This window comes from Amycolatopsis bartoniae (assembly GCF_014191255.1).
Classification (GTDB): Bacteria; Actinomycetota; Actinomycetes; order Mycobacteriales; family Pseudonocardiaceae; genus Amycolatopsis_E; species Amycolatopsis_E bartoniae.
Genome location: NZ_JACHWH010000002.1, coordinates 177,837 through 201,202, shown reverse-complemented (window position 1 = coordinate 201,202; position 23,366 = coordinate 177,837). Strand labels below are relative to the sequence as shown.

Genomic DNA, 23,366 nt, shown 5'->3' with positions numbered 1-23,366 from the left:
CTACTGCACTCGATCTGCCCGGGCCGGCACAGTGGCCCGGCCGATCACCAGGCTGCGTGATCTCACCAAGGGCGTCTCCCCGGGTCGTCGGCCGTGTCCCCAGGGCACCGGCGGGGACCAGTCGTGAAACAGGCGGGGTCCCGAAGCTGTCTTCTAATCCGTTACATCGGGCCTGTTACGTTCTGTCGCTCACGAACGACAAGACGCAGTGACTCCTTCAGGTGATCAAGTGTTGACCGGGCCGATCTCTCTCGACGCGCTCTTGACCCCTCGATGGGGTTGACGAAGAGTGAGCTAACATCACTGAGAGGGGTGGTTATGGCCGGGGCGGCGGCGGCTGAGCTCAAGTCCGGCTCGCTGGTGTCGGTGCGTGGGCACAAGTGGGTGGTCAGCGACATCGACGCAGCAGACGATGCCACCCTGGTCTCCTTGCAGAGCGTCGAGGACGGTCGCTTCGGCGACACCTTGGACGTGATCTGGGAGGTCGAGCCCGGTCGTTCGGTGCTACCCAGCGGCTCGCTGCCCGGGATTACCGACCAGGGATTCGACGCCCCGGAGCAGCTCGCGGCGTTCCTCGACGCGGTGCGCTGGTCAGCGGTGACTTCCGCGGACACCCGCACCCTGCAGGCGCCGTATCGATCAGGTGTGGCAATCGAGGACTACCAGCTCGAGCCTGTAGCTCGTGCGGTCGCTGCGCCGCGTGTCAACCTGCTTCTCGCGGACGACGTGGGTTTGGGCAAGACGATCGAGGCGGGCCTGGTGGCCCAGGAGCTCCTGCTGCGCCATCGCACCCAGCGGATCATGGTCGTCTGCCCTGCGGGGCTGACGACGAAGTGGCGGGACGAGATGGCCGACAAGTTCGGCCTCGTTTTCGTGATCGTCGACTCGGAGCGCTGCGCGCAGGTCCGGCGTGACTTCGGCAGTGCGGCCAACCCGTTCAACGTGCACCCGCTCACGATCGTCAGCCTGCCCTGGCTGCGTGGCGCCAAGGCCCAGCGTCTGCTCGACGAAGTGCTGCCCGCCGACGGTCCGTCCTACCCCCGCACCTTCGACCTGCTCATCCTGGACGAGGCGCACCACGTGGCGCCCGCGGCGCCCAAGCAGGTTTACGCGGTCGATTCGCAGCAGACCAAGCTGATCCGCAGGCTCGCGCCACACTTCACGCACCGGCTGTTCGCCTCGGCCACGCCGCACAACGGATATCCGGAGTCGTTCACCGCATTGCTCGAAATCCTGGATGACCAGCGCTTTGCCAGGGGGGTCGAGCCGGCCAAGGAGGCGGTCCGCGAAACGGTGATCCGCCGGCTGAAGCGGGATATCACCGACACCGACGGTAAACCTCGTTTTCCCGCACGACATGCCACCGCGATCCCGGTGGAGTACCCGGAGTCCGAGCGCGAGATCCACGCCTTGCTCACACGTTTCGCGGAGTTGCGGAGGAAGAAGCTCACCACGAGGCGCGGGCGCAAGGCCACGGATTTGGTGACTTTGCTGCTGAAGAAGCGGATGTTCTCCAGCCCAGCGGCACTCGCGCACACGATCGAGGTGTACCTCGACACGTTGCGGGCCAAGGGCGCCGCCAGCGTGGTGGAGGACGACGTACCGGAGTGGTTGGAAGACTTCTTCGACGACGTAGCCAGTTACGACGACGAGCGGCTCGCCGAGGCGGAGGACGACGCGCTCGACCGTGCGCGGCCCATGCAGCCGGATGCGGACAAGGACGAGGTTTTCCTGCTCGAGCGGATGCGCGACTGGGCTCTCACCCACGAGGCCCAGCCGGACGCCAAGGCTCGCGAGCTCATCAAGTACCTGTCCGGTGTGTGCCGGCCGGACGGCAAGAACTGGACCAACGAGCGCGTCGTGGTGTTCACCGAGTACCGCGACACGCAGCTGTGGCTGGCCAATCTCCTGCGTCAGGAGGGCATGGCCGGCGCGCGACTGGCCGAGCTGCACGGCGGCATTGGGCAGGACGAGCGCGAACAACTGCGCCTGGCGTTCCAAAAGGAGCCCACCGAGCACCCGGTGCGGATCCTGCTGGCCACCGATGCGGCGAGCGAGGGCATCGACCTGCAGCGGCACTGCCATCGGCTGGTCAACTACGACATCCCGTTCAACCCCAACAAGCTGGAGCAGCGGATCGGCCGAGTCGATCGTTACGGCCAGACCGAACGCCCTGACATCCGGCATTTCGTCGGCACCGGCTGGGAAGGCGCGGTCGGCACCTACGAGGCCGACCTGGAGTTCCTCTCCCGTGTCGCGACCAAGGTCTCCCGGATGGAGGAGGACCTGGGCTCGGTCAACGCTGTGCTGTCCGCCGAGGTGCAACGGCGCATGCTCGGCGAGTCGCCACGGGTCGACGTGGACGAAGCAGGCCGCGATGCCCAGCAGCTGGCCGTGGAGTCCAATGTCCGAGACCAGGTACGCAGATTGCGAGGCAACCTGGACGAAACCGTGCGAGAACTCGGCATCACTCCCTCGCGAGTCAAGCGGGTCGTCGACACCGCCTTGGCGCTGGCACGCCAGCAGCCGCTCCGGCCGCACCGGGATGACAAGCACCTGGCCGAGGGGCTGTTCGAGGTACCGACGCTGACCGGTTCCTGGGTACGTGCGAGTGAGGGGCTGTTCGAGAAGTTCAGCGGTACCGGCGAGGAAGGAAAGCGCGATCGAGGCGTCGCGCCGCGCCAGTTGCCGGTGACGTTCGACCAGGAAGTGGCCCGCGGTCGTGACGACGTGGTGCTCGCACACCTGAACCACCCGCTGGTGGCGATGTCGACACGACTGCTGCGCACTGCGGTGTCGAACGACGATGTCGGCCTTCGTCGCGTTACCGCCGTCGTCAGCGACGACCCGGCGCTGGAAGACGTACTGGTCGGCGCCTACTCACGGTTCGTACTGGTGGGTGCAGACGGCGTGCGCCTGCACGAGGAGGTGTTGTATGCGGGTGGCTGGGCGCCGGAGAGCGGACGATTCCGCCGGCTGGAGAACCTGACCACCCTCGGTGGCATTCTCGACCGCGCTCTGACGAAGGGCACGCCGTTGTCCCCGCCGGTGTGGCGGCGGGTCGCGGAGCGGTGGCCCCGTGTTGCCGACGGGCTTCTCAACGCGATTGACTGGCGCTCGAGGACCCGGCTCGATTCGTTGCAGAACCGCCTCGCGCAACGCGAGCAGGACGAGCGTGACCGCATCAATCATGTGCTCGACCAGTTCTCGGCGACCTTGCAGGCGAAGCTCGCCGAGGACGACGACGAGGACGCCTTGTTCAGCAGGGCGGACGCCAAACCCGCCGAGGAGCTGGCGCAGTACCGGCGGGACAGGCAGATGTGGCAGCAGCGTCTCGACGGGCTTGCCCTGGAACGTGACCGGGAGCTCGCGGCGATCACGGCGCGCTACAGCCACCAGGAACACCACCGCTTCCCGGTTGCAGTGGTATTCGTCGTACCGAAGCGGGAGGCAACGCGATGAGTCCTCAGCCGGTTCGCGGCCGGGGCCGCCGTTCACACGCTCCGGACAGCGCACAGCAGCACCGGGACTGGCTCGACCTGGTCGACGTCAGTGGTCCGTTCCTGTCCCTGCCCGTGCTGCGCAACGCGTGGCCGACGTTGGATGCGCTGGAAGACAAGCCCGCGCTGCGGTCTGCGCACGCCGACTGGTCGGCCAATCCGGTCGGGGGTCAGCGGGCCTGGCTCGACTACGTGCTGGGCGATTTGCTGGGCTGGTCGACGGGTGAACCGGTGCTGCGCTGGCGGGACACCTCCGATGTGAGCGCGTTGGTGTTGGACGTTCCCGAGCATGACACGCAGGTCATGCCGGACTTCGCCGTAGTGCGGCCCGGTGAGGACGTCAAGCCGGGCACCACGGAACTGGTCGGCCTGGTGTGCCCGCCCGGCTCACCGCCCGGCGCACGCGTGCAGGGGGAGTCGTGGGCGGCCACGCCGGTGGACCGGCTGGCGAAGTTGTGCCGTCATCATGAGGTGGAACTGGGCCTGGTGACGGATGGTCGCTGGTGGACGCTGGTGTGGGCGCCGCGGGCCAAGGTGACGACCACCGCTACCTTTGATGCCGCGTCGTGGGCGGAGAAGTCCGACGAGCACGTGGTGCGGGCCTTCCTGTCCCTGCTTCGCAGGCAGCGGTTCTTCGGGGTGCCCGACGACGAGAAGCTCGTCAAGCTCCTGGCTGACAGCGGAGATTCTCAGGAAGAGATCACCGAGGCGCTGGGTGTTCAGGTGCGGCAGGCTGTGGAGTTGCTTGTCGCCGCCATCGGCCGCGCGGACACCGCGCTGCAGGACCGAGGCGAATCCGGTCTATCCTATGCGGACGCCCACGAGGTTTACCGGGCCGCTGTTTCGGTGATGATGCGCATCGTCTTCGTGCTTTTCGCGGAGGAGCGCGGGTTGTTGCCCGCAGACAACGAACTCTACCTGCGGTCCTATTCCGCGGGGCGCTTGTGCGTGCTGCTGGAACAGCAGGCCCGCGAAGGCAGCGAGGACGATCTGGAGCACAGTTCGCAGCGCTGGAACCAGTTGCTCGCGCTGTTCGAGGCTATCTACCACGGTGTCGACCATCCGAAGCTGACGATGCACGCCCACGACGGCTCGCTGTTCGACCCAAAACAGTTCCCGTGGCTGCCGAACACCATCGACGACCGGACCGTGCTGCACATGCTGCGCGCGGTGCAGTACGTGGAGATCGGGACGGGGAAGAGCAAGGAACGCCGGAAGCTGTCGTTCCGCGAGCTGGACGTCGAGCAAATCGGCTATGTGTACGAAGGCCTGCTCTCGTACGACGGTTTCCGCGCGAACGACGTCGTGGTCGGCCTCATCGGCAAGGCCGGCGAGGAGAAGGAAGTCGCGCTCAGCGAGCTGGAGGCGCTGGCCGCTGGTTGCCCCGACGTGCCCGCGCTCGCCAAGGCGATGGCCGAGGCGTACAAGGACCACAAGATCGGCACGGCGAAGGGCTTGGAGCGCGCGCTCAAGCCGCTGACCGGTGCGGACAGGGAGAACGCGCGCCGAAAACTGCTCGCGGCTTCCGGTGGTGACGCGGAGTTGACCGAGCGACTGCTGCCGTTCTACGGCACGATTCGGCAGGATCTGCGCGAGCTGCCCGTGGTGATCATGCCGGGGCAGTTGTACGTGACCGATTCGCCGTTGCGCAAGAACACGGGCACCCACTACACACCGCGCGACCTCGCGGAAGAGGTCGTCGAGGGTGCGCTGGAGCCGCTCGTTTACGAGCCGGGGCCGCTGCAGACGGCTGACAAGGATACGTGGAAACCCAAGTCCAGCAAGGACATCCTGTCGCTGAAGGTCGCCGACATCGCGATGGGCTCGGCGGCGTTCCTCGTCGCCGCGGCGCGCTATCTCGGTGACCGGCTGCTGGAAGCGTGGATCCGCGAAGGCGACGACCGGGTCCGGGAGTACCGGGCGACCGACCCGATCAGCGACGCCGAGGCGGACCCGGTGGTCGTCGAGGCCCGGCGCGAGATCATCGAGCACTGCCTGTACGGCGTGGACATCAACGAGATGGCCGTCGAGATGGCGAAGCTGTCACTGTGGTTGGTCTCCATGGACCCGCACCGCCCGTTCACGTTCCTCGACGACCGTCTCGTCGCCGGTGACTCGCTGCTGGGAATCACCTCGCTGGAGCAGCTCGAGTACATGCACCTGGACCCGAAGAAGGGCCGGAAGATTCACGAGGGGACGCTGTTCGACGAGACCGAGAAGATCCGCGCTCTCGCTCGCGAGGTAGCGGAGGAGCGCCGACGGCTGGTGGACATGGATGGTTCCACGGTGGAGGCGCTCGATCGCAAGCGGGCGATTCTGGAGGAGCTGGAGCTCAAGACTTCGCGGGCGCGGGTTTTCGCGGACCTGGTCGTGAGCGCAGCGCTGGCTCATGCGGGACGGGGTGAGCGTGGGCTGGCTGCCGGTTCGATCGCGGCCGCCGACCTCGCGGGAAAGTTCGATTCCGCGGAATCTGATGTTCGTGAGCAGGTGTTGGAGTGGCTGGACACGGATCTGCCGGTGGGCGCCTTTCGTCGGGAGCCGTTGCATTGGCCCCTGATTTTTCCAGAGGTCTTCGAGCGCGGCGGGTTCGACGCTGTGGTCGGTAATCCGCCGTTTCTCGGCGGTCAGAAGCTGACGGGAGCGATGGGTACGGCGTACCGCGAGTACCTTGTTCACGGGATCGGTAATGGGGTGCGTGGAAGCGCCGACCTCATCGCGTACTTCGCGCTCCGCGTGTACTCGGTCTTGAACAACGCCGGACAGACGGGACTGATCGCGACCAACACGCTCGCGCAAGGCGACACCCGGGAGGTGGGGCTGGACCAGCTGGTCGCCAGTGGTGCGACAATCCGGCGATCGACCAAGAGCAAGCCCTGGCCGTCAAGGTCGGCAGTGCTCGAGTACTGCGCCGTCTGGCTGAGCCAGAGGCGACTCGGTTCGGATGCCCAACGCCTTGCCGATGGGGTAGTGGTGCCTGGCATCACGCCGTCTCTGGATGCCGAGTCAAGGGTGACGGGGAACCCGGCGCGGCTCGCGCGCAGTCGCGGTATTTCCTTCATCGGATCGTATGTCCTCGGGCTCGGGTTCACCATGGAACCCGGGCGAGCGCAGGAACTGATAAATGGTGACCCTGCCAACCGTGAGGTGTTGTTCCCGTATCTCAACGGTCAGGACATCAACTCCAGCCCCACAGTTTCGCCGAGCCGCTGGGTCATTAACTTCCACGACTGGCCGGAGGATCGGGCACGGAAGTATCACGATTGCTACGAGCAGGTCCGCCGTGAGGTGAAACCGGAACGTGACAGAAACAAGCGGAAGCCGCGACGCGAACAATGGTGGCGGTTCGCCGAGCGGGCGCCAGAGTTATATAAGGCGATCGCCGGGCTAGACCGGGTCATGGTGCTCACGCGGGTGAGCAAGACCGTCATGCCGGTGATGGTGCCGACCGGTCAGGTGATCTCGGAAGCCGTCGTCGTGTTCGCCACCGAGGACACGGCGATGCTGGCGTTGCTGTCGAGCGCGCCGCACTACTGGTGGGCGAAAACCCGCGCCTCCTCGATGAAGGCCGACCTGCGTTATACCCCTTCCGACGTCTTCGAGACCTTCCCCCTCCCGGACCTCACCGAAGACCTCCGCAGCCTGGGCGACGAACTCGACACCTACCGCCGCGGCGTGATGCTCTCCCGCACCTCCGGCCTGACGAAGACCTACAACCTGGTCTTCGACCCGGACTGCCGCGACGAGGACATCGAGGAGCTGCGCCGGATCCACCGCGAGATCGACGCGGCCGCCATCCGCGCCTACGGGTGGGAGGACCGAATCGAGCAGGTGGGCGGACTGGACCACGGCTTCCACAAGGTCGGGCGGGAGACCCGCTACACGATTGGTCCCGCGGCGCAGCGGGAGATCCTCGACAGCCTGCTCGAGCTGAACCACGAGCGCTACGCGGAGGAGAAGGCGCAGGGGCTGCACGACAAGAAGAAGCGCAAAACCGTGGACGAGGGAACCCTGTTCTGATGCAGTCCACGACGTCGATGAGCAAGGACGGGCGGCTGGCATGACCGACGCGCAACCCGCCGGACCGGACACCGGCGACGGGATCGCCGCACTGGACCGCCCGCAGGAGTTTCCCGAGGTCAGTTCCTTCCAGGTCCGTGACGAGTTCCAGGAGCTCGTCGTCAGGGACTTGCTCGGGCCGTGGGACGGCGAGCGTGAGGAGTTCCGGCCGAGGTCCAGCGGTCCGCGCGAGCGGTACCTCGTGGGTATGCTCGGTCCCAAGCATGAGCCCAAATCGACCCGGCAGGCCGCCGACTCGATGACCGACACCGAGCCGGGCGTGCAGGGTGAGGGCTCCGCCGAGCTGCCCGAGGTCCTGACGCCGCAGGCGCTGGGACGGATCTGGGCATCGTCGATGGGGTTGTCCTGCTGCGTCGGTTCGGACGTGGATGTCCTCGCCGTCCGGGTCGAGTGGGGGCAGTACGGCAAGCGTGACACAACCGACGAGGAAGGCAACAAGCGGACCGTGTGGGCGCGTGAGCCGGTCACCCACACAGTCGAGCTCCGCCTGACGGACAAGGCCGACTTTCGCATCCCGCTGACTGCAACGGAGGCCGATGAGCCGGGAGTCCGGCTGGCCGCGGCGATCCGCACTCGTGGCGACCGCCGCACGGTCGAACTGACCTTGGTCAACGCTCAGGCCGAGCCCAGCTCGAACCCCGACACCGCATGGCTGTTCCAGGCCAAGCTCACCGTCACCGCGCTCGATGGCGCGTCGGCGATCTTCCACCCCATCGACGATCCGCTGCACGGCGGCGACCCCGTGGAAGACCCGGAGGAAGCCCACCTGCGCCTGCTGTACCGCAACCAGTTGCAGTACGCGGCCGGGCACAACGTCGCGGTGCACGCGGAGGTCCAGCCGGGTACACGCCGCGCGCATCGGCTGCAGACCACCTGGTTGCCGGCTTACGACGTGCCCGCCACCGAAGCTCCCAGCGGGGCCGGAACTCCGCTGGCGGGTACCGAACTGTCGATGGATGATCTCGCCGAGGCCGAGCCCGAAACGCTCCGCGCCGGTTTGCTGCCGCTGGCCGACGGTTACGCGGCGTGGCTGAGCGAACGCCAAAGCGAAATCGGTGAGCTGCCGGAGAACCTGCGCGCGACGGCGGAGTCCGCACTGTTCACGGCACGCCGGGCCGCGCAGCGAATCCGCGCCGGCATCGCCTTGCTGACCGACGAGGCAACGCCAGGACATGCCGACGCGCTCCGTGCTTTCCGCTTCACGAACCGGGCCATGGCGGCCCAGCGGCGGCACACCGAGATTGGCAAGCTGCGGGAGAACCCCGAGATCACCTATGCCGAGGCGAGAGCCCGCGTGGAAGCCAGGGGAAAGGGCGCCGCGTCGTGGCGCCCGTTCCAGCTGGCGTTCGTGCTGCTCAACCTGCCTTCACTGGCCGAGGTGAACCATCCCGAACGGGCCGCGAACTCGAACGCACTGGTGGATCTGCTGTTCTTCCCGACGGGTGGTGGCAAGACCGAGGCCTACCTTGGCCTGACCGCGTTCACCTTCGCCATCAGGCGCCTGCAAGGGGTTGTCGGCACCGGCGAGGACGCTCGCAGCGGCGCGGCAGGGGTCGCCGTCTTGATGCGCTACACGCTGCGTCTGCTGACCGCGCAACAGTTCCAGCGCGCCGCCGCGCTGGTCTGTGCGGCCGAGGTGCTGCGCAGGGGAGACGAAGCGATCTGGGGTGAGGAACCGTTCCGCATCGGCCTCTGGGTGGGCGGCAGCGTCTCCCCGAACTGGTACGAGGCAGCGGCGGATCAGGTCGCCGAAGCCCGCGAAGCGGGCAGTGGTACGCGGGCCAACGTGCTGCAGACGCTCTCCTGTCCCTGGTGCGGCTCGTTGCTGCTCGCGCACCGCGACATGCACACCGATGCGGATGCCCGCCGGGTGTACCTGTACTGCCCGAACGCCGAAGGTGCCGAAGCCTGCCCGTTCTCGCATCCGCACAGTCCCGAGGGCCTGCCGATTCTCACCGTGGACGAGGAGATCTACCGGTACGCACCCAGCCTGGTCATCGCGACCGTGGACAAGCTCGCCCAGCTGCCGTGGAAGGGGTACGCGGGCATGTTGTTCGGCCGGGTGCACCAGTACTGCCCGCGGCACGGATTCCGGCACGACGACCTGGACAGCAAGGTCGGGTGTGGTGGCAAGCACAACAAGAAGGCCAGGCATCCCGCGGTCACGAGCCGGCCAGTCGTCCCGCTCCGGCCGCCGGACCTGATCATCCAGGACGAGCTGCACCTCATCTCCGGTGCGCTCGGCACGACGGTCGGCTTGTTCGAGGCCGCGGTGGACGAGCTGTGCACCTGGACCGCCTCGGGCGCGGCGACCGGTCCGAAGATCGTGGCGTCGACAGCCACCACCAAGCGTGCCGCCGAGCAAGTGCGCGGCGTGTTCGGGCGGGACCTGGCGATCTTTCCGCCGCAGGTGACCGACGTGGCGGACACGTTCTTCTCCCGGCAGGTGCCGGTGAGCGAGCGGAACCCGGGCCGGCGGTACCTGGGCTTGTGCGCGCACGGTGTGCGGCTGAAGTCCGCCGAGATCCGGCTCGCCGAGATCCTGCTGCTGGCCGGCCAGACCATGTTCGACGCCTACGGCACACCAGCCGACCCGTACATGACGATGGTCGGGTACTTCAACGCGACCCGCGAGCTCGCCGGAATGCGCCGGTACCTCGACGACGACGTGACCACCCGGGTGCGCAGACACGGGCGCGTCAAGGGCATCTCCGACCGGCTCATCGGCGGCACGTCGATGCTGACCGTGCAGGAGCTGACCTCGCGGATCTCGTCAGGCGACATCAGTGACGCGCTCAAACATCTCGAAGTCGGCTTCGACCCTGAACTCGACACCACAGCGCGCCGACGCGCCATCGCGGAGAACTGGCGGGAGGTGATGAGCGCGAACCGCGGCAAGTCGCCGCGCAATGCGGAACGGGTCAAGCCGCACCCGCTGGCCGACCGCTCCGGCGAACGCAGCAAGAGCGGACGGACGCCGGTCGACGCCGTGCTCGCGACGTCGATGCTGCAGGTAGGCGTGGACGTCTCCCGGTTCGGGCTGATGGTGGTCACCGGCCAGCCCAAGAACACCGCCGAATACATCCAGGCCTCCTCTCGCGTTGGTCGTGACCAGCGACGACCAGGACTGGTTGTGACGCTCTACAACTGGACGAGACCGCGAGACCTCGCCCACTACGAGGACTTCGAGCACTACCACGCCACGTTCTACCGGCAGGTGGAGGCGTTGTCGGTCACGCCCTACACGCGCCGCTCGCTCGACAAGGGCACGGCGGCGACGTTCATCGCCGCCGTGCGGAACGTGGTCGAGTCGCACTCGCGGAACCGCGACGCACAGCAGGTGGATCTTGATGGTCCGGTCGTCCGGCGGATCGTGGACAGGATGCTCGCCCGCGCAGAGGTCGTCTACGGCGAGCGCGGACGCGAGTACCTGGCCGAGCGGCTGGCGAGACTGAAGGATGTCTGGAAGGAACGCAAACAGGGTTCCGTCCAGCTGGGCTACGAACGGCAGACCACCAAGCAGCAGCTGCTCACCAACCTCCTGCGCGCGCCCAGCGAAGGCGAGTGGCGGGAAACGACCGTCGCGCTGTCGATGCGGGAAACCGAGAACGAGATCAACCTCCTGGTACCCGCGGGGGAGGAGCTGTACGCGGCCACATATGGCGCCCCCGCATGGACGTTCGCGCCTCCGGAGGTCGAATCCGACGAATCCGACGACCTCACCGGTGACGAGCTGGGTGACGCGGCGTGGCAGCAGCCGGCGAGCACGAGGAGCGCTGAATGAGCACCAACCACCGTCGTCGCGTTGGCTCTGTCCGCCCCAGCCACCTCATGTTCACCAGTGGCGTGGGAGCACTGGTTGACCTGCCCAACTTCTCGGTGTTGATCCGGGGGCTGGACGACTGGTCGTTCGAGGCAGTCAAGGGACGTGAGGACTGGGGGCCGATCGACGAGCCGCGGTTGCTCGGAGCGGTCCGGGCGATCGCCGGGCCGAAGGTCAAGGAGCTGCTGCCGGCGCCGTGGCTCGACGGTATCGACAGTGATCCCACCGGGCCGGCTTCCCGGGTCGGTGTGCCGTCCGTGCCCTTTCCCGCCTGGTTCCGGTGCACTGCCTGCAACGAACTCGCGGCCATCGACTCGCAGGTCTTCGGTTTCGAGAACGACAAGGCGCGACGCCCACACGACGCTCGGTTCTTCCATGACAGTTGTACGAGGAAGAAGTCGGGCAAGCGGCCGCTCGCGGTGCCGGCACGGTTCGTGCTCGCGTGCACCGCCGGTCACCTGGACGACTTCCCGTACCGGGAGTTCGTGCACCGCGGTGAAGGTTGTCCGAACGCGCCGCAACCGCGCCTGCAGATGGACGACCGCGGTGGCAACCTGGGCGCGAACGTGCAGATTCGCTGCGTCAGTTGCGGGCAGCAGCGCAACATGCGGGAGGCACTGGGACAGCGGGGCGAACAGAATCTGCCCCGTTGCCGGGGCCGGCACCCCCACCTGGCGACCTTCGCGTCGTGTGCCTCGCCGATCTCGCCCAAGGTGCTGGTGATCGGCGCATCCAACCAGTGGTTCGCGCAGACACTGTCCGCGTTGTCCGTGCCCGCGGCCTCGGGCAGCGAAGTGGACACCCTGGTCGAGAAGCACTGGGACGCCATCTCGCCGTTGCCCGTGGCCATGTACCCGTACGCGCGGGAGAACGTGCCCGCGTTCCGATTGCTCGACAAGTGGACTGACGAGCAGGTTGCGGAATCGATCGAACGCGTTCGTGCGGCCAAGGAAAGACCTGAGGAGGAAGCCCCGGGCGGCTACCCTGACCTCCGCACGGCCGAATGGCAGGCGTTCACGTCGGCCGAATGGGGCGAGCCTACCCAGGACTTCACCTTGCGGCGGATCAGCGGCGGAGTGCCGGTCCCCCTCAAGGGCATCTACGACGACGTCATCCAGGCCGAGCGACTGCGCGAGGTACGTGCGCTGGTCGGCTTCACCCGCCTCGACGCGCCGGACCCGGACGATCCCGAGCTGGTAACTGTCGCCCCACTCTCCCGCGACAAGCCGACCTGGCTTCCCGGCAGCGAGGTCCGGGGAGAAGGGATCTTCCTCCGGCTCTCCGATCACCTCCTGGCTGTCTGGACCGAACGCGTCGGCGACTCGGAAGCCATGCACAAGCACCGTGACGCCTACGCGCAGTTCCGCAGGAACCGGTACTCGGACCGGGTGCAAGGGCCGTTCGACCCGATGGCCCATTGGCCTGGCGAGCGTTACATCGCCCTGCACACGTTGTCGCACCTGCTGATCCGGACGATCGCGCTCGAATGCGGCTACAGCTCGGCGAGCCTGTCTGAGCGCATCTACGCCGGCACCGACGAGGACCCGCGCAGCGGGATCCTGATCTATACGGCGGTGCCCGACGCCGAGGGTACCCTGGGTGGCTTGGTAGCCCAGGCGGAGCCGGAACGCCTCGTGCGGCTGACTCGGCGGGCGCTGCGTGACGCGATGCGCTGCTCGTCCGACCCGCTGTGCGCAGAGCGATTGCCACAGCTGCCCGCGGACTTCCTGCACGGCGCCGCTTGCCATGTCTGCCTGTTCGTGTCCGAAACGACCTGTGAACGTGGCAACCGCTTCCTCGACCGCCGGTTCGTCGTACCGATCGCCGATCCGGAGCTGGCACTGTTCCCTGCCGTCCCATGAGCGCATTCGAGGATGCTGCCACCATCGCCGCGCCGTTTCTGGGCGCTGCGGCGCTGCGCACTCTCGCCGAGCGTGTCGGCCAGGCTTGGCCGGAACACGCTGTGCTGTCGGGGTTGGGCGATGAGCTCATCGATGCGGCGCGGCCGATCCTGCAAGCGATCCGGCGCGACGACGAGCCGGCCTCGCAAGCAGCAGCGTTCCTGCGCGGACTTGCCGCGGGCTATAGCGGCCAGGTGGCGTCCGTGGGAGTGGAGACAGTGTGGAGCGGGCCGAGTAGCCATGCCGTCCCCGTGCGTGCGACTGCGCAGGCGCTGATCGACGTCGTCGCCGCGGCGATCAGTGAGCTGGTGCTGATGACCTACTCCGCGAAGCCCCACGAGCCGTTACGGCAGGCGCTGACGGACGCGACCGCACGAGGTGTCCGGACCACCGTCGTGGTGGAAACGCTTCAGGGTGCGGGCAGCGCTCTGGCGGGAGGCGAACCCGCGGCGGCGTTCGCCGGAGTTCGTGGTGTCCAGCTGTGGCACTGGCCAGTCGGGCGGCGAAGCCAGCAGGGGGCGAAGATGCACGCGAAACTTGCGGTAGCCGACCGGAACGTGTTGCTCGTCTCGAGCGCGAATCTGACTCAGTCGGGCGTGGCGAAGAACATCGAGGCAGGGATCTTGGTTCGTGGCGGCACCGCTCCTGTACGCGTGGCCGAGCACATCGCCGAGCTGAAGGCGTCCGGTGTGCTCGACAGATTGACTGTCAGTGGCGGTCCCAGCGAATGAAGGACGTGACACCGGACGGATGTGGTAGATCTCCTGAACAGTGCACCAGGGGAGGAACGGTGGCACCGCGGAAAGCGATCAATGGTCGCCATGAATTGCGGCGAGCAGTAGGGAGAAACGAATGCCTTCGCTCGCCATAGACAGGGACTTCCTGCGTGAGTACGCAAAGCTGGAGAAGCCCGTACAGGACCGGGTGACCGAAGCCTTCGCCAAGTTCGAGCAATCCTCGCACGCTGGCCAGCACCTGGAGAAGGTGTCGAACGCACGGGACGACAGGTTCCGCACGATCCGCATCACACAGTTTTGGCGCGGGGTCGTCCTCGCGCCGGAGTCGGGCGACACGTACACCCTGCTGAAAGTGCTGCCCCATGACGACGCCTACGTGTGGGCACAACGCCGTTCGGCGTCGGTGAACGCGACGACCGGCCGCATCGAGATCCGGGATGTCAGCGCGATCATGGACAGCATGACCGGCTTGGCCGGTATCGCGAAACACGCCCCGGTGATGCTCTTCGACGGTGTCAGTGATGCTGACCTGCGCCGGCTCGGCATCGACGAGCAGACCCTTGCCTTCGCGCGGGTGCTCACCGATCCCGTCCAGCTCGACGCGGCTCGCTCCTTCCTTCCCGGGACACAGTGGGACGTGCTCGCGGGACTGGCGGCCGGGCTCAGTCCCGAGGAGGTGTGGGCAGAGCTCGGGGAGGCGATCGTCGGCGAGCACTACGATCCTGATGATTTGAGCGCTGCTGTGGCACGGAGTTCGGACCGGGTCGTGCTCGTCGACGGACCGGATGAACTGCTCGCCGTGCTGCGCCATCCTTTCGCGCTATGGCGGGTCTACCTGCATCCCGTGCAGCGCAAAACGGTGGAAGCGCACTACCGAGGTCCTGCGCGGGTGAGCGGCGGCCCCGGCACCGGCAAGACGGTGGTGGCGCTCCACCGTGCTCGGTATCTGGCGCGGCTCGACGACGGGCCGGTGCTGCTCACCACGTTCACTTCCACCTTGACCGGCTCGTTGTCGGCAGGGTTGAAGCTGCTGGTCGAGTCCGACCAGGTTCGCGAGCGGATCGACGTGCGCAACGTCGACCAGTTGGCCCACCAGGTGTTTCGGGACCACCATGGTGCACCCCGGTTGCTGGATGCCGGCCAGGAAAACGAACTGTGGCGCTCGGTGATCACCGCGCTCGGGCTTCCCTTCAGCGAAGCATTCCTGAAACAGGAGTGGCGGCAGGTGATCCTCGCCCAGAATGTGAGCACCGCGCAGGAATACCTGTCCGCGAAACGGACCGGGCGTGGCCGTCGACTCGGGCCGCGACAGCGGGCGGAAGTGTGGCAGGCGATTTGGGACTTCTCGCAGCGGTTGCGCGAGTACGACCTGTGGACCCACGAGATGGTGTGCGCCGAAGCCGCACGTCTGCTGGAAGGGCAAGCCGACAAACCCTACCGGCACATCGTGGTCGACGAGGCGCAGGACCTGAGCCCCGCGCAGTGGCGGCTATTGCGCGCCGCCGTCGATCGCGGGCCCAACGACCTGTTTCTCGTCGGAGATACGCACCAACGGATCTATTCGCACGTGGTGAGCCTTCGCGACGTGGGGATCGAGGTGGCAGGGAGATCGACGAGGCTCACGCTGAACTACCGCACCACCGCTGAGATCCTGGCATGGAGTCTGGGCCTGGTACGCGGCGAGCCAATAGACGACATGGATGGAGGGCTGGACTCACTCGCCGGCTGTCGCTCGGAAATGCACGGAATGTTGCCCACTATCACGGGATACCACAGAAAGAGTGGGGAGCTCGACGGCCTCTCGGCGACGGTCCGCGGATGGTTGGAGGCTGGAGTGAAGCCCGGAGAGATCGGCGTCGCGGCGCGTGCGAGGTGGCTTGTCGACGCTGCGGTGAAGGTGTTGACAGCCGACTCCGTTCCTGCCGTGGCCTTGACCGGCGCCGCGGTCCCCGCGGATGCAGTGTCCGTAGGGACGATGCACCGGATGAAGGGGCTTGAGTTCCGGTGTCTCGCCGTGATCGGTGTCAACGACAAGTCTGTGCCGCCTGTAGGTGCGGTGACGTCGGCCGCTGATGATGCCAGCGCCCACCGCCAGGACATGCAACGGGAACGGTGTCTGCTGTTCGTCGCCTGCACTCGGGCGCGGGAACAGCTGTCCGTCAGCTGGCACGGTGACCGCAGCGAGCTGCTGGCCGGTCTGGGCTGAACAACAACCACTGGAGGTACAGATGGGGAAGCTCTCGACCATCCTCGACCAGATCGACATCGGCACGGTGCTGCTTCCGGAGTTCCAGCGGGGCTACGTGTGGAACCGTGATCAGGTACGCGGGCTGATGCGGTCGCTGTACCTGGGGCATCCGGTCGGCGGACTGCTGCTGTGGGAGACCGATGCGGAATCGGTGTCCGTACGCGGAGAGACCGCCGGTGCGGGTACGCATCTGCTGCTGCTCGACGGCCAGCAGCGAATCACAACTCTTTACGGTGTGGTGCGCGGAAAGCCGCCGGCCTTTTTCGAAGGCGATGATTCCGCCTTCAGTGGCCTCCACTTCCACGTGGACACCGAGACCTTCGAGTTCTACGCCCGGGGAAAGATGGCCGATGACGTCCACTGGGTCGACGTCACGAAGCTGTTCCAGGACGGGCCGATCGCGTTCCTGACGGCCTTCGCCGAAACGCCGGACAAGGCGGCGACCTATCTGCGAAGACTCAATACCCTGTGGCAGGTCACGGAGAAGGAATTCTACGAGGAAAAGATCACGGGCAGCGACAAGACCGTGGACTCCGTCGTGGAGATCTTCAACCGGGTCAACTCGGGCGGGACCAAGCTGTCCAAGGGCGACCTCGCGCTGGCGAAATTGTGCGCGCACTGGCCGGAGGCGCGCCAAGCGATGCGGGACCAGTTGCTGCTCTGGCAGCAGGCCGGGTACAAGTTTTCGCTCGACTGGATCCTGCGCAACGCCACCGCCGTGGCGACGGGGAGGTCGCTGTTCACGGCGCTGGACCGGATCTCAGTGGCAGATTTCCAAACCTCGCTCCGTGAGTCGTTCCATCACGTCGGGACGTTCCTCGACGTCGTCGCGGGCCGTCTCGGCCTGGACCACGACCGCGTGCTCATGGGCCGGTACGCCTTCCCGGTGGTGTCCTTGCTTCTGCACCGCAGCGGCGGACACTTCGAAAATCATGTCCACCGGGACAAAGTCCTCTACTGGTACGTTCAAGCCGCGCTGTGGGGGCGGTTCGCCGGGTCGACGGAGACAGTGTTGCAACAGGACTACGACACCGTCCACCGTGAAGGCATCGATGGCCTCATCGCGGCTTTGCGGCGCTGGCGTGGCGGAAACCTGGACGTCCGCTCACACAACTTCGAGGGAGCCACCAGGGGTTCTCGCTTCTACCCGATGCTGTATCTGCTCACTCGCGTGAAGGGCGCCCGCGACCTGGGCAGCGGGCTGGAGCTGCGCGCGGAAATGCTGGGTAAGTTCGCCTCGCTGCAAGTGCACCACATCTTCCCGAAGGCCTTGCTCTACAAAGCCGGCTACTCGCGTGGCCAGGTGAACGCACTCGCGAATTTCTGCTTCCTGACTCAGGACACCAACCTGAAAATAGGCAAGCGAGCGCCAGAGGACTATTTCGCGGAAGCTGAAAGCAAGTATCCAGGGGCCCTCGCCTCCCAGTGGATTCCCCAGGACCCGGTGCTGTGGCGTGTCGACCGCTATGAGGATTTCCTTGCGGCCCGCCGTGAGCTCCTCGCCGAGGCGGCGCAGTCTTTCCTGACAAGTTTACTCAGGAGCACCGATGGTGCGTCGGCTGCGGAATCGCTCGTACCGTTGTCGGTGTCCCCCGAAGACGACGAGGATGTGCACACGGCACAGGTCCGAGACCTCGTGGAGGAGTTGCGGAAGCTCGGCTGCGCCGAACCTTCCTTCGACGCTGAGATCGCCGATCCTGTCAGCGGGCGCCAGCTCGCGATCGCGGAGGCACTGTGGCCCGAAGGATTGCAGCCAGGACAGGGAAGCCCAGTAGTGCTGGAACTCGATCCTCAATCCGCGGACCTCACCCGGTTGGCAGAGCTGGGCTACGAGGTGTTCACGTCTGCGGACGCGTTGCTCGGTTTCGTGTATCGACGTAATGAGGTGGCTGCCGGTACGGACGCGCCGGCGGTGGAATTGGAAGAGGAGCCGCCGCAGGTGGGCCAGGACGAAGGGCGGCTCGCGGAGCGGTTCGGTGCGGAGATGCAGAGCCTGTTGGAACGTAGCAGGCGTGAGGCGCAGTCCCCGGCGATCCACCTCCTCAGCATGCTCGCGGATCTCGGACCGCTCGAAACTGCACGAAGGCTGTTGCGTGCGCCCGCTGTTTCGGACAGCTTCGCCGCTTTGTGGGAGCGCGGGAGGTTGGACCTTACCGTCGAGGCTCTTGTCATCAACCCGCTGTTCGCCGATCTCTTTTCCGACCAGGAACTAGGGACTGCTCGGACGCGACTCGAGCAATTCGGGTACCTGGCGGATGACGCCCTGCGTTCCGCGGAACCGGACGAACAGGTGGACGGTCTGCCCGAGTGGACGGAGGCGGACAGCGAGCTCGCCAAGCGGGTATGGACCCAGCTCAGCGGTAGCGCCCGACGGTTGTTCGCCGTCCTGATGGACAGTCCCGGCGAGGTCTTCAGTGGTGAGGAGCTGGCTCTGATCGTCGGTGCCGACTCCGGTGCGGGAGGCGTGGCCGGACAGCTGGGCTGGCCCGGCCGGTACTGCCAGTCAGTCGGACGGCGGCCAGCCTGGAACTACTTCTATCCCGACGATGGCAGGGTTCGCTACTCGATGTCGCCCCAGGTCGCGGCCTTGTTCCAGCGAGCACGGGAAGCGAACTGACACGACCGGCTTCGGATGGATCAGGTGGATCAGGACCGGGTGGGCGCGCGCCGTTGATGGTGCTCGCCCGGTCCTCTCAAACGCGCCCTGCGAGGCATAATCGGCGCGAGACGACTCAGGGTCGCATTTCGCACCCAAAGATCGCTTCTAGCGCTCTTGCGCCCGCTGTTTCCCCAGTTCACCCCAGGTGGGCCGGGCGGGGCTCGAACCCGCGGCCAAGGGATTATGAGTCCCCTGCTCTAACCAACTGAGCTACCGGCCCCGTGGCGCATGGGCGTTACCCCCGGCCGTCATAGATGTCGTCAACATACCGCACCTGCCCGGGCCGTGGGGGAGCACCCGCCGGGGGAGGGCGTGGGCCAGGGGTGCGAGGGAGGGAGCTTAGAGTGACCCCCGTAGTCACCCAGAGGAGGCAGTGAGTGGGCAAGGTCGTCGTGTTGTCGACGGGTGGGACGATCGCGTCTCGGCGGAACGCGCAGGGGGCCAGTGTCGCCAGTGACGCTTCCGACGAGCTGCTCAGCAGGCTGCCCTACCCGCCGAACGTCGCCGTGACCGGCCGGGACGTCCTGCGGCTCGGCAGCTACCTCCTCACCCCCCGCGACATGGGGCTCATCGCCAAGGAAGTCCGGAAGGCCCTTGAAGAGCCCGACGTGCGGGGCATCGTCGTCACCCACGGCACCGACACCATGGAGGAGACCGCCTTCCTCGTCGACCTCGTGCACGACGACCCGCGGCCCGTGGTGTTCACCGGCGCACAGCGGGCCGCCGACGCGCCCGATACCGACGGGCCTCGTAACCTCGCCGACGCGATAACGATCGCGGCGGCTGAGGAGGCTCGGAACCGCGGTGTGCTCATCGTCTTCGACGGTGCTGTCTATTCAGCGAAAGGTACGCGCAAGACTCAGACCCTCGCCGCGGCCGCCTTCGCTACGCCTGACGGCGGGCCGATCGGGCAGGTACGCCAGAACACCGTGAGTTTCACCGCCACTCCCGAGCGGAAAGCGCCGATCGAGCTCGGCGAACTCGACGCCCGGGTCGACATCGTCGCGCTGTACCCCGGTGCCGACACCGCCGCGCTCGACGCTGTCGTTGCCGCCGGGGCGGGCGGCGTCGTGCTTGAGGCGACTGGTGCCGGGAACGCCAATCCGCGGATCTGCGAAGCCGTCGCCAGGCTCACCGAAAACGGCACAGTCGTGGCATTGTCCACCCGCGTGCACGCCGGGCCTGTCGTCGCGCTCTACGGCAACGGTGGGGGCGTCGACCTGGTTGCGGCGGGGGCGATCCCGACCGGCACGCTGCGGCCTTCGCAGGTCCGCATTCTCCTGACCGTGCTCCTGTCGCTTCACCGGGACCCGGCGCGAGTGGCCAAGGAGCTGGCTCAGGCGTGCGCTTCCAGGTAACGAGCGAAGCGGGCCTCCACCTCTGCAGCAGTCAACCCGAAATCCGACAGCGAGTACCGATGCCCAGGGCGGGAAGCGCTTTCCCGCGACAAGGCAGCCATCGCCGAGCGGGCGTCCGAGGAGAACGGCAAGTCGAAACGGGAATATATCGACTCGACCGTCCCCAGTGGATCGGCCACGAAGTCCGGGTAGTACACGTCGCAGAACTGCGCCGGGTCGTAGCGCTTCCGGGACTCCAGGAACGTCTCCGCACCCCGCGCCCACAGCTCCAGTTGCGCCTTCCCCACCACAGCACCGGAAAACACCTCGGACCAGCCGGCCGCCGCCTGCTCGTTCAGGCTGCACACTGACGCGACGATCGTCGACGGTGCTCTGTGTGTCTGGATCACCAGCGCGTCCGGGTACACCGCCATCAGCGCGTCCAGCGCGAACAGATGGCTCGGATTCTTCAGCACCCACCGGCGGTCCTTGTCCGGCAACCCGATCAGCTGCAGGTTTCGCCGATGCCGCCGGTACGCGTCCGTCCAGTCCTGTTCCCGTAGCCACGCCGAATAGGTCGGCAGGTACGCCAGGCACTCGTACGACACCGACTTCGCCGACTGGCGCAGCAACTGCCAGCACTCCTCGACCTGATCGGCCGACATCTCGTGCGCCCCCAGGAACTCCGGGTGCTCCACGTGATGCTGCTCGTACCCGGCCTGAATCCGTTGGAACACCGGGTTTTCCGCCCACGTCGAGCGCGGCGGCCGCGGCTGCGGGACCTCCGTCAGCCACACTTCGAGCCCCTGGTGCGCCGGGTCCGCGGTGAGCAGGCGGTGCAGCGCAGTCGTGCCGGTGCGGGGAAGGCCGGTGACGAAGATGGGCCGCTCGATCGGCACCTCCGCGTGCTCGGGAAAGCGCTTCCACGCCGCCTCGCTGAGCAGCCGGGCGACCAGCGCCCCCCGCAGGAAGGCACGCTTCACGCGCCGGCCGAACGGAGTCAGGGCCGCGTCCCGCTCGTACGACTCCAGCAGGACCGCCAGCCCCTCGCGGTAGTCGTCGTTCCCGAAATCGTCGAGCCCCGTGAAGCGGGTCGCCGACTCGTGCAGGTCCTCGACGGTTCCGACGTTCTCGCGGGTCACGAGTGGTACTCCCCGCCGTTGACGTCCAGGCATTGCCCGGTGATCGCCCGCGCCAGGTCGGAGAGCAGGAACACGACCGCGTCGGCGATTTCGTCCGGCTCGGGTAGCTTGCGCAGGTCGATCGTGGCCGCAGTCTCCTCGTACACCTGCTCGGCCGGCACGCCCCGCTGCTGCGCGAGGTAGGCGAAGTAGAACTTCAGGTGGTCGCCCCAAATGTAGCCCGGTGCCACCGAGTTCACCCGGATCCCGCGCGGCCCCAGCTCGGTCGCGAGCGCGGACGCGACCGCCAGCAGCCCCGACTTCGCGGTCTTGTACGGCCCGAAGCCCTGACGCGAGTGCCGCAACACCGCCGAGTTGATCATGACTGCGGAGCCGCGTGTCTTCTCCAGCTCCGGCACGAACAACCGGGTCAACCGCAAAGTCGCGAGCACGTTCGTTTCGAGTGCCGCCCGCATTTCCGGCAGTCCGACGTCGACCAGGCCGGTGATCGGCGGCATCGCGAAAGCGTTGTTCACCACCGAATCGACGCGGCCGAAAGCGTCCACAGTGGAGAAAACCAATCGGGAAACCGCCGACTCGTCGTCGATGTCCGTCGGCACCACCAGCGCACGCCGGCCGAGCTCGTCGACCTCCTTCGCGACCTCGCGCAGCCGCGACTCCGTCCGGGCGGCGAGCACGACGTCCGCACCCGCCCGCGCGCACTGCACCGCGATCGCCCTGCCCAGCCCCGAGCCGACCCCGGAGACCACGACAACCTTGTCCCGCAACAACATCAGCCCAGCATCCTCGTCGCGACGGCGGCCTGCCGGGCCGCGATCCGGGCGGCGAACCCGTCCGGCGCGATCTTCGCCTCGTCGTAGTACGGCAGGCGCGCCGGAAGTTCGTCCACTGTGCACAGTTCGACCTCGGGCCCGTCCGCCGGTTCCAGCGCGCGGGACAGCCGCTGCCACCGGAGCTGCACGTAACCGCGGCGGTGCCCGGTGCGCTCCAGCCAGTTCACCACCCCGGGATCGCGCTCGCTGATCACGAACCGGATCTTCCCGTCCGGATCCACGCGCGCCTGGTCGGCGGTGAGGCTCGTCTGGTGGTTGAGGTAGTCGAGCGAGATGTACCACATGCTGCCGAGCTGGATGCCCTGGTACGGCGCGTCCGAGCGGGGCACGGTGACCACCATGACCTGGTCGTCGTCGAGGTCGTAGTGCCCCACCGACGAGAACTGCGTGCTCAGGCCGCCCGGTGTCGCCCGCGGTTCGGTCAGCGTGTTCACCGGCAGGTCCAGGTAGAACCACTTCGGGAACGCGAGGAACGTCCGCAGCCGCGACAGCAGCATCTTTCCGGCCACGCCGTACCGTTTCTCCAGTAGATCCCTCGAAGGCGGCGCCGGCGCCTGCCCGGCCTTGTCGGCGCGGCGGATCCGGATCGTGCCGCGTTGTTCGTGCGCCCAGTCGCTGTACACCTCGCGCACCACCAGCATCGCCGAGCCGGGCCCGAGGGTGAAGTAGCCCGGCCGCGCGGCATCGGGACCGAACCGGATTTCGTATCGCCCGTCCGGCCCGATCTCGATCTCCCGGTCGTCGAACGCCGTCAAGCTGTCCGGCACGTCGACGGGGGAGTAGTCGCCGTTGAGGACCTGGAAACTGAGGTCGCGCGTGGTGCCGCGCGTGCCCGTGACGACGTACTCGGCGTCGTCGCGCAGGTAGGAGTGGAAGTACAGGGTGTCGGGATTGTCCAGGCCCAGCTTCGTGTACGGGCCGGTGGACTGGACGAAGAACGGGAAGTCCCGCTCGTAGGCCCACGCCATCTGCAGCGACGCGCGGATGCTGCCTGCCAGATAGTCGTAGCCCTCGACGAGATCCTGCTCGTCACGTACGTGCTCGGCTTCGGCGATGACGCGCTCGGCCTCCGCGATGGCCGCCGCGAACTTCTCGGTCAGCACGCCCGT

At 67.0% G+C, this 23,366-nt stretch carries 11 protein-coding genes and 1 tRNA gene; 8 read left to right on the top strand and 4 right to left on the bottom strand.

Going from position 1 to position 23,366, the window contains the following annotated elements; all coding sequences use genetic code 11:
• Positions 1–318 precede the first annotated feature (318 nt).
• The 7 genes from drmD to FHX82_RS12760 all read left to right on the top strand — a co-directional run bounded on the left by drmD (position 319) and on the right by FHX82_RS12760 (position 18,903).
• Entirely contained in the window at positions 319–3,462 is a 3,144-nt protein-coding gene (drmD, locus tag FHX82_RS12790; protein ID WP_145937107.1) for a DISARM system SNF2-like helicase DrmD, read from the top strand.
• On the top strand, positions 3,459–7,517 hold the full coding sequence (locus FHX82_RS12785) for an Eco57I restriction-modification methylase domain-containing protein (protein WP_145937108.1): 4,059 nt from the start codon (positions 3,459–3,461) through the stop codon (positions 7,515–7,517). The genes drmD and FHX82_RS12785 overlap by 4 nt, the downstream gene beginning before the upstream one ends.
• A 40-nt stretch (positions 7,518–7,557) precedes the next feature.
• Positions 7,558–11,361: a DISARM system helicase DrmA gene (drmA, locus tag FHX82_RS12780; protein ID WP_145937109.1), complete on the top strand. Its 3,804-nt coding sequence runs from the start codon at positions 7,558–7,560 to the stop codon at positions 11,359–11,361.
• Positions 11,358–13,262, top strand: coding sequence for an MrfA Zn-binding domain-containing protein (drmB, locus tag FHX82_RS12775; protein ID WP_145937110.1), 1,905 nt, complete (start codon positions 11,358–11,360; stop codon positions 13,260–13,262). Before drmA ends, drmB begins: the two co-directional genes overlap by 4 nt.
• Positions 13,259–14,032 carry a DISARM system phospholipase D-like protein DrmC gene (gene drmC / locus FHX82_RS12770; protein ID WP_145937111.1) on the top strand — a complete coding sequence of 258 codons (774 nt, stop codon included), beginning with the start codon at positions 13,259–13,261 and terminating at the stop codon, positions 14,030–14,032. Before drmB ends, drmC begins: the two co-directional genes overlap by 4 nt.
• 121 nt (positions 14,033–14,153) lie before the next feature.
• Complete coding sequence (locus FHX82_RS12765) at positions 14,154–16,244, top strand: UvrD-helicase domain-containing protein (protein ID WP_145937112.1); 2,091 nt, start codon at positions 14,154–14,156, stop codon at positions 16,242–16,244.
• Positions 16,210–18,903 (top strand): GmrSD restriction endonuclease domain-containing protein, encoded by a 2,694-nt coding sequence (locus FHX82_RS12760; protein ID WP_221215898.1) that lies wholly within the window; start codon positions 16,210–16,212, stop codon positions 18,901–18,903. The genes FHX82_RS12765 and FHX82_RS12760 overlap by 35 nt, the downstream gene beginning before the upstream one ends.
• 188 nt (positions 18,904–19,091) lie before the next feature.
• Here the strand turns inward: FHX82_RS12760 and FHX82_RS12755 are convergent.
• A tRNA-Ile gene (locus FHX82_RS12755) sits at positions 19,092–19,165 on the bottom strand.
• 157 nt (positions 19,166–19,322) lie between these two features.
• Between FHX82_RS12755 and FHX82_RS12750 the strand changes: the two genes are divergently transcribed.
• Positions 19,323–20,303 (top strand): asparaginase, encoded by a 981-nt coding sequence (locus FHX82_RS12750; protein WP_145937113.1) that lies wholly within the window; start codon positions 19,323–19,325, stop codon positions 20,301–20,303.
• Here FHX82_RS12750 and FHX82_RS12745 read toward each other — a convergent pair.
• The 3 genes from FHX82_RS12745 to FHX82_RS12735 are packed head-to-tail and all read right to left on the bottom strand — an operon-like array spanning position 20,282 to position 23,360.
• The gene (locus FHX82_RS12745; protein ID WP_229881293.1) at positions 20,282–21,424 is read right to left on the bottom strand and encodes a sulfotransferase family protein; all 1,143 of its coding nucleotides are present in this window, start codon (positions 21,422–21,424) and stop codon (positions 20,282–20,284) included. The genes FHX82_RS12750 and FHX82_RS12745 overlap by 22 nt on opposite strands.
• Positions 21,421–22,197 (bottom strand): SDR family oxidoreductase, encoded by a 777-nt coding sequence (locus FHX82_RS12740; RefSeq protein WP_145937115.1) that lies wholly within the window; start codon positions 22,195–22,197, stop codon positions 21,421–21,423. The genes FHX82_RS12745 and FHX82_RS12740 overlap by 4 nt, the downstream gene beginning before the upstream one ends.
• Positions 22,197–23,360 carry a hypothetical protein gene (locus FHX82_RS12735; protein WP_145937116.1) on the bottom strand — a complete coding sequence of 388 codons (1,164 nt, stop codon included), beginning with the start codon at positions 23,358–23,360 and terminating at the stop codon, positions 22,197–22,199. The genes FHX82_RS12740 and FHX82_RS12735 overlap by 1 nt, the downstream gene beginning before the upstream one ends.
• Positions 23,361–23,366: the final 6 nt, after the last annotated feature.